15 protein-coding genes are annotated in these 14,060 nt (G+C 69.1%); 11 read left to right on the top strand and 4 right to left on the bottom strand.

The annotated features are described in order from the left end of the window. Positions 1-26: 26 nt before the first annotated feature. Positions 27-1,106: an inositol-3-phosphate synthase gene (locus AB0H21_RS23980; RefSeq protein ID WP_358520257.1), complete on the bottom strand. Its 1,080-nt coding sequence runs from the start codon at positions 1,104-1,106 to the stop codon at positions 27-29. Between the two features lie 13 nt (positions 1,107-1,119). Then, entirely contained in the window at positions 1,120-1,776 is a 657-nt protein-coding gene (locus tag AB0H21_RS23975) for a PadR family transcriptional regulator (RefSeq protein ID WP_358520254.1), read from the bottom strand. Positions 1,777-1,922: 146 nt separating this feature from the next. On the opposite strand from AB0H21_RS23975, the gene AB0H21_RS23970 reads away from it, so the two are divergent. The 4 genes from AB0H21_RS23970 to AB0H21_RS23955 all read left to right on the top strand — a co-directional run bounded on the left by AB0H21_RS23970 (position 1,923) and on the right by AB0H21_RS23955 (position 7,828). Beyond that, the gene (locus AB0H21_RS23970) at positions 1,923-2,330 is read left to right on the top strand and encodes a DUF5318 family protein (protein WP_358520252.1); all 408 of its coding nucleotides are present in this window, start codon (positions 1,923-1,925) and stop codon (positions 2,328-2,330) included. Positions 2,331-2,693: 363 nt separating this feature from the next. After that, the gene (locus AB0H21_RS23965; RefSeq protein WP_358520249.1) at positions 2,694-5,228 is read left to right on the top strand and encodes a transglycosylase domain-containing protein; all 2,535 of its coding nucleotides are present in this window, start codon (positions 2,694-2,696) and stop codon (positions 5,226-5,228) included. A 12-nt stretch (positions 5,229-5,240) separates the two neighbouring features. Continuing rightward, a complete protein-coding gene (locus tag AB0H21_RS23960) occupies positions 5,241-6,584 on the top strand; it encodes a glycosyltransferase 87 family protein (protein ID WP_358520247.1) in 1,344 nt (447 codons plus the stop codon). A gap of 119 nt (positions 6,585-6,703) precedes the next feature. Continuing rightward, positions 6,704-7,828, top strand: coding sequence for a mannosyltransferase family protein (locus AB0H21_RS23955; RefSeq protein ID WP_358520244.1), 1,125 nt, complete (start codon positions 6,704-6,706; stop codon positions 7,826-7,828). A gap of 66 nt (positions 7,829-7,894) precedes the next feature. Here AB0H21_RS23955 and AB0H21_RS23950 read toward each other — a convergent pair whose 3' ends face one another. Next, the gene (locus AB0H21_RS23950) at positions 7,895-8,650 is read right to left on the bottom strand and encodes a deoxyribonuclease IV (RefSeq protein ID WP_358520242.1); all 756 of its coding nucleotides are present in this window, start codon (positions 8,648-8,650) and stop codon (positions 7,895-7,897) included. Positions 8,651-8,868: 218 nt separating this feature from the next. After that, a complete protein-coding gene (locus tag AB0H21_RS23945; protein WP_358520624.1) occupies positions 8,869-9,174 on the bottom strand; it encodes a hypothetical protein in 306 nt (101 codons plus the stop codon). A gap of 227 nt (positions 9,175-9,401) precedes the next feature. On the opposite strand from AB0H21_RS23945, the gene rpsF reads away from it, so the two are divergent. From rpsF to AB0H21_RS23910, 7 genes are all read left to right on the top strand, one after another. Continuing rightward, positions 9,402-9,692 (top strand): 30S ribosomal protein S6, encoded by a 291-nt coding sequence (rpsF, locus tag AB0H21_RS23940; protein WP_358520240.1) that lies wholly within the window; start codon positions 9,402-9,404, stop codon positions 9,690-9,692. Between the two features lie 98 nt (positions 9,693-9,790). Then, positions 9,791-10,366, top strand: a complete 576-nt coding sequence (locus AB0H21_RS23935; protein WP_358520237.1) for a single-stranded DNA-binding protein — start codon at positions 9,791-9,793, stop codon at positions 10,364-10,366. A 73-nt stretch (positions 10,367-10,439) separates the two neighbouring features. Next, positions 10,440-10,676, top strand: a complete 237-nt coding sequence (gene rpsR, locus AB0H21_RS23930) for a 30S ribosomal protein S18 (RefSeq protein WP_061256131.1) — start codon at positions 10,440-10,442, stop codon at positions 10,674-10,676. Positions 10,677-10,693: 17 nt separating this feature from the next. Next, complete coding sequence (gene rplI, locus AB0H21_RS23925; protein WP_358520233.1) at positions 10,694-11,140, top strand: 50S ribosomal protein L9; 447 nt, start codon at positions 10,694-10,696, stop codon at positions 11,138-11,140. Positions 11,141-11,447: 307 nt separating this feature from the next. After that, positions 11,448-12,326, top strand: coding sequence for an ABC transporter substrate-binding protein (locus AB0H21_RS23920; RefSeq protein WP_358520230.1), 879 nt, complete (start codon positions 11,448-11,450; stop codon positions 12,324-12,326). Beyond that, positions 12,323-13,243, top strand: coding sequence for an amino acid ABC transporter permease (locus AB0H21_RS23915; RefSeq protein ID WP_358520227.1), 921 nt, complete (start codon positions 12,323-12,325; stop codon positions 13,241-13,243). The genes AB0H21_RS23920 and AB0H21_RS23915 overlap by 4 nt, the downstream gene beginning before the upstream one ends. A 71-nt stretch (positions 13,244-13,314) precedes the next feature. Next, entirely contained in the window at positions 13,315-14,049 is a 735-nt protein-coding gene (locus AB0H21_RS23910) for an amino acid ABC transporter ATP-binding protein (RefSeq protein WP_358520621.1), read from the top strand. The last annotated feature ends 11 nt before the right edge of the window (positions 14,050-14,060 follow it).

Genomic DNA, 14,060 nt, shown 5'->3' with positions numbered 1-14,060 from the left:
GGGCGCAACGTTCTCGCGAGTGGCGGTCAGCGCTCGACCTCGCCGCGGATGAACTTCTCGACGGCCTCGCGGGCGTCGTCGTCGGAGTACTGCTCCGGCGGCGACTTCATGAAGTAGGACGACGCCGACAGGATCGGGCCGCCGATGCCCCGGTCGAGTGCGATCTTGGCGGCGCGCACCGCGTCGATGATGACGCCGGCGGAGTTCGGCGAGTCCCACACCTCGAGCTTGTACTCCAGGTTCAGCGGGGTGTCGCCGAAGGACTTGCCCTCCAAGCGGACGTACGCCCACTTGCGGTCGTCGAGCCACGGCACGTGGTCGGACGGGCCGATGTGGACGTCGGCCTTGCCCATCTCGTGCGGGATCTGCGAGGTGACGGACTGCGTCTTGGAGATCTTCTTGGACTGGAGGCGCTTGCGCTCCAGCATGTTCATGAAGTCCATGTTGCCGCCGAAGTTGAGCTGGTACGTGCGCAGCAGCTCGACCCCGCGGTCTTCGAAGAGCTTGGCCATGACGCGGTGGGTGATGGTGGCGCCGACCTGGGACTTGATGTCGTCGCCGACGATCGGGATGCCCGCGTCGGTGAACTTCTGCGCCCAGACCGGGTCGGAGGCGATGAACACCGGCAGCGCGTTGACGAAGGCCACGCCGGCGTCGATGGCGCACTGCGCGTAGAAGCGGTCGGCCTCCTCCGAGCCCACGGGAAGGTAGGAGACCAGGACGTCGGCCTTGGCGGCCTTGAGCGCCGCGACCACGTCGACCGGCGACTCGTCCGACTCCTCGATCATCTCGAGGTAGTACTCGCCGAGGCCGTCATAGGTGGGACCACGCTGGACGGTGACACCCGTGGGCGGCACGTCGCAGATCTTGATCGTGTTGTTCTCGGAGGCGACGATCGCCTCGGAGAGGTCGCGGCCGACCTTCTTGGCGTCGACGTCGAACGCCGCCACGAACTCCACGTCGCCGACGTGGTAGTCGCCGAACCGGACGTGCATCAGGCCCGGCACCCGGCTGGCGGGGTCGGCGTCCCTGTAGAAATGCACGCCCTGCACCAGCGCCGCGGCACAATTACCGACACCGACGATGGCTACGCGCACGGAACCCATCGCACTCGCTCCTTTACTCATTCGTCTTATCGGGAACGGGCCCGGCGTCCTTCGCCTGCGACCTGTCCTCTTTCGCCCGGACGGCCTGCGCACGTTCGGTATCGATCAGCTCGTTGAGCCAGCGGACCTCGCGTTCGACCGACTCCAAGCCATGGCGCTGCAATTCCAGGGTGTAGCTGTCCAGCCGCTCACGTGTGCGGGCCAGAGCCGTCCGAACACCGTCCAGGCGTTCTTCGAGGCGGCTCCTGCGACCTTCGAGGATACGCAGCCGCACTTCCGCCTCGGTGTGGCGGAAGAAGGCGAAGTGGACACCGAAGCTCTCGTCCTCCCATGAGGAAGGGCCCGCCTGGGTGAGCAACTCCTGCAGGCGCTCCTTGCCTTCGGCGGTGAGCTTGTACACGATCTTCGACCGGCGGCCGGCGAGCGGCGGGGTGACGTCCCGCGCGTTCTGTGCCGCCGAGCCGGGGGCGTGCTCGTCCGGCGGCTCCTCCGCGATGAGCCCCGCGGACAGCAACTGCCGCAGGCACGGGTAGAGCGAGCCGTAGGAGAACGCCCGGAACATGCCGAGCAGGGCGTTGAGTCGTTTGCGCAGCTCATAGCCGTGCAGGGGTGTCTCGTGAAGGGAGCCGAGCACGGCGAGTTCCAGGACCCCGCCTCTGCCGACAGCCACCGGAACCGCCCCCTCTCGCACCGATGTGTCCTGACGATGTATCGAGTCGATACATCCCGAGGATACGTCCGCTCGGCATAGTCTGCAATCGACGAAACCGTCAAGCGGATGGGCGGAATAGATGAAAAAGTCGTAGTCTGACGCTCATGTGGTCACAGCGAGGGGTCGTCGACTACGGCCTCGCGAAGCGGGCGACCCTCCAGTCGCTCCGCTCCGGTCGCATGACCAGGCGAGATGTGTGCGATGCTCACCCGTACCTCCTCCGGGCGGCTCGGTACCACGGGGAGCCCACGCAACGCGTCTGCCCGATCTGCGAGCACCGGAACGTGACCCATGTCACATACGTGTACGGCGATCAGTTAGGTCGCAGCGCAGGACGTGTAAAGGCCACGTCAGACCTTGTTCAGATGGCCCACGAATACGAGGAATTCCGCGTCTACGTGGTCGAGGTCTGCCAAGGTTGTTCATGGAATCACCTGACGGTTTCCTTCGTCCTGGGCAACGGCGGGCCTCCGAGCGGCTCCGGCACGGATGGGCGGGTCGCCGAGACCTAGCCCGTCGCGGCCGAGATTCCCGGCCGGGAAGGCATGCCCTCCCGCCCGCCGTGTGGACGTCGAAGAACCTCCGATCGCCAGATGACCCAACGAGGACGCGTGAGTTACAGCAGCTATGGCCCCGAGCCGACCGATCGCCCGGCCCCTTCCGAGGACCCCGGCGGATCGGCTCGCCCTGGGCGGCGCCGTCGCTCGCCCGAGGGGGGCGCGCCCGCCGGTGGATACCCGGCATCGCATTCCGAATCGTCTCCGGAGCCCGCGCCCCGGCGTCCCGCGTCGTCCCAGGACGGTGACTGGGGCCAGCCGTCCGGCCGCACCGGCCCCGCGCGTCCTCCTGCGGGCGATCCCCGTCAACGCCCGGGCATGGGCGACCCGCGGGCCGGTGCCGGAGACCCGCGGGCGGGTGGGCAGGGCAGGCCGCGGCCACGCCAGGCCGATCCGCGCGGCGGCGCCGGCGACCCACGCCAGCGCCGGCCGGAGGCCGCCTTCGAGGACACCCAGGGGATGGGCCAGGTGGCGCCGCGTTCCCAGGCGGCTCCCCAGCGGGAGGGCCCCGGCGTAACGCACTCGGACACGATCGTCAGCCGCGATCTGGACGGCCGCGGACGCAGGGGCCGTGGCGGCCCCCCCGAGGGGCCCGGCGGACGCGGCCCCGGTGACGGGGACGGCGGCGGTCCCGGGCGCCGGCGCGCGAAGGGCGGTGACGAGCCGCCGGGCCGTCGCCGGGGCTGGACACGCTTCCTCCCCAACTGGAAGATCGTGATGGTCAGCTTCGTCGTGCTGGCTGCGGGCGTCTTCGGCATGATCGCCGTCGCCTACGCCAACACGACGCTGCCCACAGAAAAGGACGCCCAGGACCAGGCGACCGCCCAGGGCAGCAACTTCTACTACGCCGACGGCTCCCTCATGGCCAAGCTCGGCACTGAGCGCCGGGCCGTGAAGATCGAGGACGTGCCGCAGTACGTCCGCGACGCGGTGGTCGGCGCCGAGAACGCCACCTTCTACAGCGACTCGGGCATCTCCCTGTCCGCGATCATGCGCTCGGCGTGGAGCACCGCCACCGGCGCGCAGGTGCAGGGCGCGTCCACGATCACCCAGCAGATGGCGAGGAACTACTTCAAGGGCCTCAGCCAGGAGCGCACGGTCAAGCGGAAGATCAAGGAGATCTTCATCGCCGTCAAGCTCGACAAGGAGTGGCCCAAGGACAAGGTCCTGGAGTACTACCTCAACATCGTCCCCTTCGGCCGCAACACCTACGGCATCGAGGCCGCGGCGCAGTCGTTCTTCGGCCACGGCGTCAAGAAGCTCACCCCGGCCGAGGCCGCCTACCTGGCGGGCCGCATCCAGCAGCCGGGCCGCTTCGACGACGACGAGGCGAAGAAGGACTACTCCGGCACCCGGTTCCGGTTCACCTACGTGCTCGGGCAGATGGCCAAGCTGAACCCCAAGGAGTACGGCTCCTACCCCACGACGCTGAAGTTCCCCAAGCCCAAGCCGGCCAAGGACAACGAGGCGTTCGGCGGGCTGCGCGGCTACATGCTCACCGAGGCGCTCAAGGAACTGGAGGCCAAGGGCCTGCCGCGCTCGGAGATCAACACCGGTGGGTACAAGGTCTACACCACGTTCGACAAGAACCTCATGAAGGCCGCGAGGACGGCGGTGATCCAGACGACCGCCGGGCTGCCCAAGGAGGTCCACACCGGCCTGGCCGCCGTCGACCCGACCAACGGCCGCGTCGTCGCGTTCTACGGGGGCAACGACTATCTCGGCAAGCACCCCGACCAGTTCAACGAGGCGTTCCAGGCGCGCAAGCAGGCGGCGTCGGCGTTCAAGCCGTACGTGCTCGCCGCCTGGCTGGAGGCCGGGCACAGCCTCAAGAGCTACGTGACCGGTAAGCAGCCGCTCAAGCTGGAGGGGACGACCCCGATCAGCAACGGCCACTCCACGCCCGCGTCCATGGACATCATCTACGCGACCCAGCACTCCATCAACACGGCCTACGGCCAGATGGGCGCCGAGGTCGGGCTGGACGCGGTCAAGCGCATCGCCGAGGACGCCGGGCTCAGCAAGGAGAGCATGGACGAGAGCGTCGCCAAGCACAAGTTCCTGTTCTCCATCGGCAGCGCCGGCGTGACGCCCGTCGAGCAGGCGGGCGGCTACTCGATCTTCGCCAACCATGGCAAGCACTACCCGACCCACACGGTGATCCGCGTCGTCAACCCGCAGGGTGTACAGATCATCGCCGAGGACAAGACGCCCAAGCAGGTCATCTCCGATGAGGTCGCGGCCGACGCCATCGTGGCGCTGCGGTCGGTGGTGAAGGGCGGAACGGGTACGGCGGCCGCGCTGTCCGACCGTCCGGTCGCCGGCAAGACCGGGACGAACAACAACAACAAGGAAGCGTGGTTCGTCGGCTTCACCCCGCAGCTCTCCTCCGCGGTCGGCATGTACAAGGAGGACCGCAAGACCGGGGCCGAGCTCTCGCTGGGCAACAACTTCGACGGCGGTACCGTCCCGGCGCGCGTCTGGCGGGCGTTCATGGCGGAGGCGATGAAGGGCAAGAAGGCCGAGGAGTTCCCGACGCCGTCCAACATCGGCTCGCCGCTCGACCTCGCGCCCAAGCCGGTGCCCACCCCGACGCCGACCCCGAGCAACGACCCCGGGTTCCCCACCGACGACAACTGGCCGCCTACCGACAACGGCAATGGTGACCACGGTGGCGGGGGAGACGGCGGCTGCCTGCCGTGGGACGATTCGTGCAACAACGGCAACAACGGCAACAACGGCAACAACGGCGCCGACCCGTTCAACGCGGGGAAGACGCCCGCGAACGCGGCCACGCCGACGCCGACGCCCTCGGGAGGACGCCGGCCGGAGCCCACCCCGTCCTCCCGGTAACGAGAGAACGCCATGAGCCGATCGACCTACGTCTCCGACTCCGCCGTGCCCGCGGCCCGCGCGATGCTGCCGCTGGTGCCCGTGGGGCTGTTCGCGGCCCTCGGCGCGGTGCTGGCCTACGCGTGGAAGGCACCGTGCCGGTTCGGCGGCGCGTGGAACGACGGCACACAGCAGTTCCTCAGGTTCTGCTACACCGACATCTATCCGCTGTGGTGGAACGAGAAGCTCGACCAGGGCATGGCCCCCTACTTCGGGCATCCCGTCGAGTATCCGGTCGGCATCGGCGGGCTGATGTGGGTCATCCAGAAGCTCGTGTCCGGGCTGAACGAGCCGGGGGTGTGGTTCTTCGACCTCACCGTGCTGGTCATGAGCCTGTCCCTGGTCGCCGGCGTCGTCATCATGGTGATGCTCGCGGGTGCTCAGGGACGGCCGTGGGACGCCGCGTGGTACGCACTGGCCCCCGCCGTGATCCTCACGGCGTTCATCAACTGGGACCTGCTGTGCGGCGCGCTGAGCCTCGGCGCCTTCCTCGCCTGGTCGCGGCGCCGACACGTCCTGACGGGCGTGCTCCTCGGGCTCGCCATCGCCACGAAGTTCTACCCGGTCGTCTTCTTCGGCCCGTTGTTCCTGCTGGCGCTGCGCACCCGCAAGTTCCCCGCGTTCCTCTGGGCACTCGGCGGCACCGTCGTGACGTGGGTGGTCGTCAACCTGCCGATCATGGTGCTCGCTTTCGACGGCTGGAAGAGGTTCTACGTCTTCAGCAGCGAGCGCGGCGCCGACTGGGGATCGGTGTGGTTCTTCTTCCAGCGCGAGCAGTGGCCGTTCCTCGGGGACGGCGACAAGCTGGACATGTTGGGCATCGGATCGTTCGCGGTGCTCTGCCTGGCGATCGCCGTGCTCACCTTCACCGCCCGGACCAGGCCGAGGCTGATGCAGCTCGCCTTCCTGGTGCTGGCCGCGTTCATGGTCACCAACAAGGTGTGGTCTCCGCAGTACGTGCTGTGGCTCGTGCCGTTCGCGGTGCTGGCCAGGCCGAACTGGAAGCCGCTGGTGCTGTGGCAGGTGGCCGAATGCTGGTACTTCTTCGCGATCTGGCTCTACCTGGTCACTCAGGGGGGCGACGAGACGCTCGGCATCGGCGACGGCGCGTACTACACGGCCGTGTGGGGCCGGGTGCTGACGATCGCGATCATGGCCGCGTTCGTGGTCCGGGACATCCTGCGGCCTGAGCACGACGTGATCAGGCAGGGCGGCGTGGACGATCCTTTGGGCGGCGTCTTCGACGGCGCGCCGGATCACTTCGTCCTCGCGCCGGCGCCGCGTCCCGCGACCGCGCGGGCCGAGGGCGCCGTTTAGCGGCCTGGTTCATGGGCTCATTTCAGGGGGCTCGCCACGATCGCCCGCGCGAGGGCGCTACGGGGCGGACGCGCCGTACGCTCGGTTGTGGCCAAGGATGACCCCTTATTCTCCACTGTGTGCAAACGATCCCCCCGGAGACCGTTTCGCCCGTGCGGGTGCACAGGACGGCGGGCGACGTCCTGGCGCTGTGGCTCGGGTCACGGGCGGGAATCGTCCTGGTGGCGACGGTCGGGGCGGGCGTTCTCACGCGGGACGAGGACCTGCCGTCGTTCCTCGACCGCTGGCAGCACTGGGACGCCAAGCTCCTGGTGGACATCGCGAGGTACGGCTATGACGGCGATCCCGCGGCGGACCCCGACCAGGGACTGCCCGCCTTCTTCCCGGGGATGCCCCTCGCCCTGCGACTCGTCCACGTGATCGTGCCCGACTGGTCGCTGGCCGGGCTGCTGATCTCGCTGGTCGCCGGCCTGATCGCCATGACGGCGCTCGCCCGGCTCGCCGACTTCGAGGGGCCCGAGGGCGCGGGGTGGCGCGCCGTTCTGGCGCTGGTGCTGTGCCCGACGGCGGTGTTCCTGTTCGCCGGGTACACCGAGTCGCTGTTCCTGGCCTTCGCGATCCCCGCCTGGCTGTACGCGCGGCGGCGCAACTGGGCGGCCGCCGGGCTGCTGGCCGCGGGGGCGTCCTGCGTGCGCATCACCGGGCTGTTCCTGGCCCTGGCGCTGATCGTGGAGTTCGTGGCGCAGCGGGGGAGGACGCGCGGCGTCCCCTGGCTGTTCGTCCCTTTCGTCCCGCTGGTGCTGTACTCGCTGTACCAGTACGCGCGCACGGGCGACTGGCTCGCCTGGCAGCACGCCCAGGAGGCCGGCTGGGGCCGCCAGATGGTCTGGCCATGGCAGTCCTTCTGGACGACCTGGCAGATGGCGACCGGGGACGGCCAGTTCGCCTGGGCGTTCCGGATGGAGATCGCGGGCGCGGTGGCCGGGGTCGCCGTGGTGGCGTGGCTGCTGGTCGCGCGCCGGTGGAGCGAGTTCGTGTACGTCGGGCTCCAGGTCGGGGCGCTGATGTTCTCCGCGTACTACCTGTCGATCCCGCGCGCCGCGCTGCTGTGGTGGCCGCTGTGGGTGATGCTCGGGCGGACCGGCGTGCGGCACCGATCCGTCCTGCTGGCGTACGCCCTGGTGGCCGGGCCGTTGATGGTGCTGAACACCATGACGTTCATCGAAGGAGCCTGGGCGGGCTGAGGCGCTGGGCCGCCTTACCCGCTTTCGCGCTCCCGTAATCCAGGGGATTTATCCACAGGCTGTGGATCAAAGGTGCTCGCGCAGGAAGGCGATGTCGGCCGCCTGCCCGTCGGAGGGGGTCTCCACGACGATCGGCGCCCCCGCCGCCCGGCACACCCCCAGGATCAGCTCGGGGTCGATCTGGCCCTTGCCGAGGTTGGCGTGCCGGTCCGCGCCGGAGTCGAAGGCGTCGCGCGAGTCGTTGCAGTGGACCAGGTCGATGCGGCCGGTGATCGCCTTCACCCGCTCGACGACGTCCACGAGATCCTCGCCGCCCGCGTGCGCGTGGCAGGTGTCCAGGCAGAAGCCGACCTCGAACCCGTCCAGCGCCTCCCACAGCCGGGCGATGCGCTCCAGCCGGCGCGCCATCGCGTTGCCGCCGCCCGCGGTGTTCTCGATCAGGACGGGGATCGGCGTCTCCAGCCGCTCGAACACCTTGCGCCAGTTGTCGAAGCCGATCTGGGCGTCGTCGTCCTTGTTCACGTGCCCGCCGTGCACGATCAGGCCCTTGGCGCCGATCGAGGCCGCGGCCTCCAGCTGGCCCGCGAGCAGTTTGCGGCTCGGGATGCGGATGCGGTTGTTCGCCGTGGCGACGTTGATGACGTAGGGCGCGTGGACGTAGACGTCGATCTCCGAGGCCTTCAGCGCGTCGACGGAGGCGGGGAACTCCGGCCCCTTCCAGCCCTGAGGATCACCAAGGAAGAACTGCACGACCTCCGCCTCACACAGCGCGGCGTGGGCCAGTGGGTCGTCCCGGTCGACGTGAGCTCCGATGCGAACCATGGGGACGAGCGTAGTCGTTTCGAGCACGTGAGCAGGGGCAGTGGAGGCGCCAGGCGCCCAAGCCCTGCTCGCGATCTTCCTCTGGTTCTCATCCTGCTCGGCGTCGACCTCCACATCGGGGGCTCGTGACGACGGCCGCGCACCGCCGCGTGACCGGCGCGGGCGTCTCGGGGGCGCCCCGTCGTCTCGCCGCCACGCGGCGGCTCAGGGGCGGCGGCTCAGGGGATGAACCCGCCGTGGTAGATGCCGACCGCCGTGCCGACGAACGACGCGACGATGGCGACGATGTTGAGCGAGCGCTCGGCGGTCGTCGCCGAGACGTACTGCGCGTACAGCCCTCCGATGAACCCCGCGACCCCGGCCCAGGTGGCGACCACGTGGGCGGAGACGATCAGCCCGCTCACGAACGCGATCAGGCCGCAGGCCAGGGCGGACACGGTCAGGGCGTTCTCCAGGGGATGCCTCTTGCCGTCCGTGTTGAGGGTGAGGTGGGACCGGCGCTCAGAGCCTGGGGGTTGTGACATGGTGTCCACCGTTCCTCCTTCCTACTCTTCGTGCCTTCCCGTTACCGCCCGCCGACAATCGCTCGGGGACGGTCAGTGCCCCTGGTAGACTGCTTGGGCTGCGCTTGCTACGCGTGTCACCACCGCGTGGTCGCTCCCCTTCCGAAAGCGGGTGCGAGAGCGTCGGCGTCCTCCTGTCACGGCATGGTGTCGTGACCGCGAAAGTCCAGAGGAGGTTGGAAGTCCACATGCGTCGTTACGAAGTGATGGTCATCCTCGACCCGTCCCTCGATGAGCGCACGGTGACTCCCTCGCTCGACCAGTTCCTCGGTGTCGTCCGCAACGACGGCGGCACGGTGGAGAAGGTCGACGTATGGGGTCGTCGCCGGCTGTCCTACGACATCGCCAAGAAGGGCGAGGGCATCTACGCCGTCATCGACCTGACGGCCGAGCCGGCCACGGTCAAGGAGCTGGACCGCCAGCTCAACCTGAACGAGGGCATTCTGCGGACCAAGGTGCTGCGCCCCGACATGCACTGAGCTTCGGGTCATGCCGAAGCCCGGCTTTTTGTCGGGCGGTAGCCGTACTCTGAGGCCCAACAGGCTGCGCAGATTCACGCAGGAAGGCGAGAGCGACCATGGCAGCAGGCGACACCACGATCACCATCGTCGGCAACCTTGTCGACGATCCCGAGCTGCGTTTCACCCCTTCGGGGCAGGCCGTGGCGCGGTTCCGCATCGCGTCCACTCCGCGGTTCATGGACCGTCAGACCAACGAGTGGAAGGACGGCGAGAGCCTCTTCCTGACGTGCAACGTCTGGCGCCAGGCGGCAGAGAACGTCGCCGAGAGCCTCCAGCGCGGCATGCGGGTCATCCTCCAGGGCCGGCTGCGCCAGCGGTCGTACGAGACCAAGGAAGGCGAGAAGCGCACCGTCTACGAGGTCGAGGTCGACGAGGTCGGCCCGTCCCTGCGCAACGCGACGTGCAAGGTCAACAAGACCGCGCGTCAGGGCGGCGGGGGCGGGGGCGGCGGCTTCGGCGGCGGTGACGACCCGTGGGCCTCGGCCACTCCGACCCCGCCCGGTGGCGGCGGCGGCTTCGGCGGTGGCGGCGGCGGCGGCAACTACGGCGGCGGCGGAGGCGGCGGGGGCGGCTACAACCAGGGCGGCTACGGCGGCTCGGGCGGCGACCTCAGCGACGAACCGCCTTTCTGACCCATCACGATTCATCCAGTAACCGATCGACCATTCCCGCATCACGCGGGGCTCTCTTAGGAGGAGCACCACGATGGCGAAGCCGGCACTGCGCAAGCCGAAGAAGAAGGTTTGCCTGTTCTGCCATGACAAGATCTCCTACGTCGACTACAAGGACACGGCGCTGCTGCGGAAGTTCATCTCCGACCGCGGCAAGATCCGTGCCCGCCGGGTGACGGGCAACTGCACCCAGCACCAGCGCGACGTGGCGACGGCGATCAAGAATGCCCGTGAGATGGCCCTGCTGCCGTACACGAGCACCGCGCGCTGACAGGAGGCCTGCGAGATATGAAGCTCATTCTCACGACCGAGGTCTCGGGCCTCGGCGCCCCCGGTGACATCGTCGAGGTCAAGGACGGCTACGGCCGCAACTACCTCATCCCCCGCGGTTTCGCCCTGCGCTGGACCCGTGGCGGCGAGAAGCAGATCGATTCCATCAAGAAGGCGCGCGACGCCCGCGAGATCCGCGACCTCGGCACCGCCAAGGAGGTCGCCGGTCGGCTCGGCGCCCTGCGGGTGACGCTGAAGACGCGCGCGGGTGAGTCCGGCCGCCTGTTCGGCTCGGTGACCACAGCCGACATCGCCGACGCGGTGAAGGCCGCCGGTGGTCCCCAGCTCGACCGCCGCCGCATCGAGATCACCAGCCCGATCAAGAGCGTCGGTTCCCACCGCATCTCGGTCCGGCTGCACCCCGAGGTCGCGGCGAACATCGACGTCGAGATCCTCGGCGCCTGAGCGGTGTGATCGTCGAACCTGTGAGGGCCCTTCCCGAATCCGGGAGGGGCCCTTCGACGTTTCGGCCTTTCGATGTTTCGGCCTTCGACGCTCAGGGCGAACCTCGCAGGACCGCCGTGGACGCGGGGTGGGCGGGCGTACGATCGCCGGGAGCGCCCGGTTCACGGCGGCCGGCCTCGGGGAGCCGCGGGGGCGGCTCGCCCTGATAGCTATGCTTTCTGCCCTAATAGTGATGTATGGGCGAATCCGTGGCAGCCGATATCCTGAGCGACGAATTCCCTCGGTAGAACCCCCTGTGGAGGCTTGAATGCTCCGTCCCTGGATGCCGCCGGCGCTCGGCGCCCTCGCGATGGTGGTGGTGGCGTGCGCTCCGGCCTCCGACACCACCTCCGCCTCCGGCGCGCCGACGACCGCCGCGCCCTCGGCGTCATCGACCTGCGGGAAGGACCAGCTCAAGCTGCTCAAGCCCGGCACGCTGACCATCGGCACCGACAAGCCGGCCTACGAACCGTGGTTCAAGGACGACAAGCCGTCCAACGGCGAGGGGTTCGAGGGGGCCGTCGCCGCCGCGGTGGCCGGCAAGCTGGGCTTCGCGCAGAACGAGGTGACCTGGACGGTCGCCCCCTTCAACTCGGCGTTCGCGCCCGGCCAGAAGCAGTTCGACTTCGACATCAACCAGGTGTCGATCACCCCCGCGCGGCAGAAGGCCGTCGACTTCAGCGACGGGTACTACACGGTCAAGCAGGCGGCCGTCGCCCTCGACGGCTCCAAGTTCGCCTCCGTCACCTCCCTCGCCGACCTGAAGGACGCCAAGATCGGCGTCCAGGTCGGCACGACGTCCCTCACCGCCGTGAAGAACTCCGTCGCGCCGAGCGCCGAGCCGAACGTCTACAACGAGCAGATCGACGCCGTGAACGCCCTGAAGAACAAGCAGGTCGACGTCCTGGTGGTGGACCTGCCGACCGCCTTCTACGTCACCGCCGCCCAGGTCGACGGGTCGAAGATCGTCGGCCAGTTCGGCAGCGCCGACGGCACGGCCGAGCAGTTCGGCCTGGTCTTCCAGAAGGGCAGCCCGCTCGTGAGCTGCGTCAACGCGGCGATCGGCGAGCTGAAGTCCTCCGGTGAGCTGGCGAACATCGAGACCCGGTGGCTCGGCGCCGCGGCCGGTGCGCCGGAACTGAAGTGACGCACCCGTCCGGCGGGGGGATCGCGGACGCGCCCGGTCCCCCGGCGGACGCGCCACGCGGGGAGCCCTCAGAGGGCGGCGGCGAATGGGTCAAGAGCGAGCTCCAGCGTGAACGCGAGCGCCTGCGCCGCCGCAGGGACCTGCGCTCCAGTTCGGTGGCGACCGTCTCCACGATCGTCTTCGTCGTCCTGCTCGTCTGGCTGGTCACCGCGTCGCCGGGCTGGCCGAGGGTCAAGGAGACCTTCTTCGACCTCGGCCAGTTCGGCGACGCGTTCCCCGACGTGCTCGCCGGGTTCCTGCTCAACATCAAGATCTTCCTGATCGCCGAGCCGCTGATCCTCGTCGTGGGCCTGCTCGTGGCGCTGGTGCGCACCCTGCACACGCCGGTGTTCTTCCCCCTGCGCGCCCTCGCCGTCCTGTACACCGACGTCTTCCGCGGCGTGCCGACGATCCTGGTCATCTATCTCGTCGGCTTCGGCCTCCCGGCGCTGGAGCTCCAGGGCATGCCGTCCGACCTTGCCACCCTGGGCGTGATCGCGCTGACGCTGTCGTACGGCGCGTACGTCGCCGAGGTGTTCCGGGCGGGCATCGACTCGGTGCACCCCAGTCAGCGCGCCGCCGCCCGCTCCCTCGGTCTCACGCAGGGCCAGACGGTGCGCTTCGTGGTGCTGCCCCAGGCCGTGCGCCGGGTCGTCCCGCCGCTGCTCAACGACTTCGTCTCGCTGCAGAAGGACACCGCCCTGGTCGCCACGATCGGGCCGCTGGAGGCGCTGCGCCAGGCGCAGATCCACGCGGCCGACACCTTCAACTACACCCCCTACCTGGCGTCGGCGCTGCTGTTCATCGCGCTGACGATCCCGATGGCCCGGTTCACCGACTACCTGGCGGCCAGGTCCCAGAGGCGGCGAGGCGCGTGAGCGGACCCAGGGAGACGGCGGGGCGGGCCTCCGAGGACACAGAGGACACACAGGACACAGAGGACGCCGTCCTGCGCGTCGAGAACGTCTGGAAGAACTACCACGGCCACCACGTGCTGCGCGGCATCGACCTGTCGGTGGACTCCCACGAGGTGGTCTGCCTGATCGGCGCCTCCGGGTCGGGCAAGTCGACGCTGCTGCGCTGCGTCAACCTCCTGGAGACCGTCGACGACGGCGTCATCCGCCTCGACGGCGCCGAGATCACCGACGTGCGGACCGACCCCGACGATGTGCGCAAGCGCATCGGCATGGTGTTCCAGTCCTACAACCTCTTCCCGTCCATGACCGTGCTCGGCAACATCACGCTGGCCCCGAGGAAGGTGCACGGGGTGGCGAGGGCGCGGGCGGAGGAGGAGGCCCGCGAGCTGCTGGCGCGCTTCGGCCTGGCGGACAAGGCCGGCGCCTACCCCGACCGCCTCTCGGGAGGCCAGCAGCAGCGCGTGGCGATCATCAGGGCCCTGGCCACCCGCCCGCGGCTGCTCCTGCTGGACGAGGTGACCTCGGCGCTCGACCCGGCCCTGGTCGGCGAGGTGCTGGAGGTCATCCGCGAGCTCAAGGCGACGGGTATGACGATGGTCCTGGCCACGCACGAGATGGGCCTGGCCCGTGACATCGCCGACAAGGTGTGCTTCCTGGACGGGGGCGTCCTGCTGGAGCAGGGCCCGCCCGAGCAGATCTTCACCGAGCCCCGGCAGCAGCGCACCCGCGAGTTCCTCAGAAGGGTCCTGGAGGCCCGAAGCGTCTGATTCATGGCGGT

It is taken from the genome of Sphaerisporangium sp. NPDC051011 (genome assembly GCF_040653595.1).
Taxonomy (GTDB): Bacteria; Actinomycetota; Actinomycetes; order Streptosporangiales; family Streptosporangiaceae; genus Sphaerisporangium.
Note: the sequence above shows the minus strand (reverse complement) of the source record. Positions and strands in the feature narration are given on the sequence as shown.

Coding starts and splice junctions, on each gene's coding strand:
- AB0H21_RS23980 (WP_358520257.1), bottom strand. CDS start 1,106: ATGGGTTCCGTGCGCGTAGCCATCGTCGGTGTCGGTAATTGTGCCGCG.
- AB0H21_RS23970 (WP_358520252.1), top strand. CDS start 1,923: ATGTGGTCACAGCGAGGGGTCGTCGACTACGGCCTCGCGAAGCGGGCG.
- AB0H21_RS23965 (WP_358520249.1), top strand. CDS start 2,694: ATGGGCGACCCGCGGGCCGGTGCCGGAGACCCGCGGGCGGGTGGGCAG.
- AB0H21_RS23960 (WP_358520247.1), top strand. CDS start 5,241: ATGAGCCGATCGACCTACGTCTCCGACTCCGCCGTGCCCGCGGCCCGC.
- AB0H21_RS23950 (WP_358520242.1), bottom strand. CDS start 8,650: ATGGTTCGCATCGGAGCTCACGTCGACCGGGACGACCCACTGGCCCAC.
- AB0H21_RS23945 (WP_358520624.1), bottom strand. CDS start 9,174: ATGTCACAACCCCCAGGCTCTGAGCGCCGGTCCCACCTCACCCTCAAC.
- rpsF (WP_358520240.1), top strand. CDS start 9,402: ATGCGTCGTTACGAAGTGATGGTCATCCTCGACCCGTCCCTCGATGAG.
- AB0H21_RS23935 (WP_358520237.1), top strand. CDS start 9,791: ATGGCAGCAGGCGACACCACGATCACCATCGTCGGCAACCTTGTCGAC.
- rpsR (WP_061256131.1), top strand. CDS start 10,440: ATGGCGAAGCCGGCACTGCGCAAGCCGAAGAAGAAGGTTTGCCTGTTC.
- rplI (WP_358520233.1), top strand. CDS start 10,694: ATGAAGCTCATTCTCACGACCGAGGTCTCGGGCCTCGGCGCCCCCGGT.
- AB0H21_RS23920 (WP_358520230.1), top strand. CDS start 11,448: ATGCTCCGTCCCTGGATGCCGCCGGCGCTCGGCGCCCTCGCGATGGTG.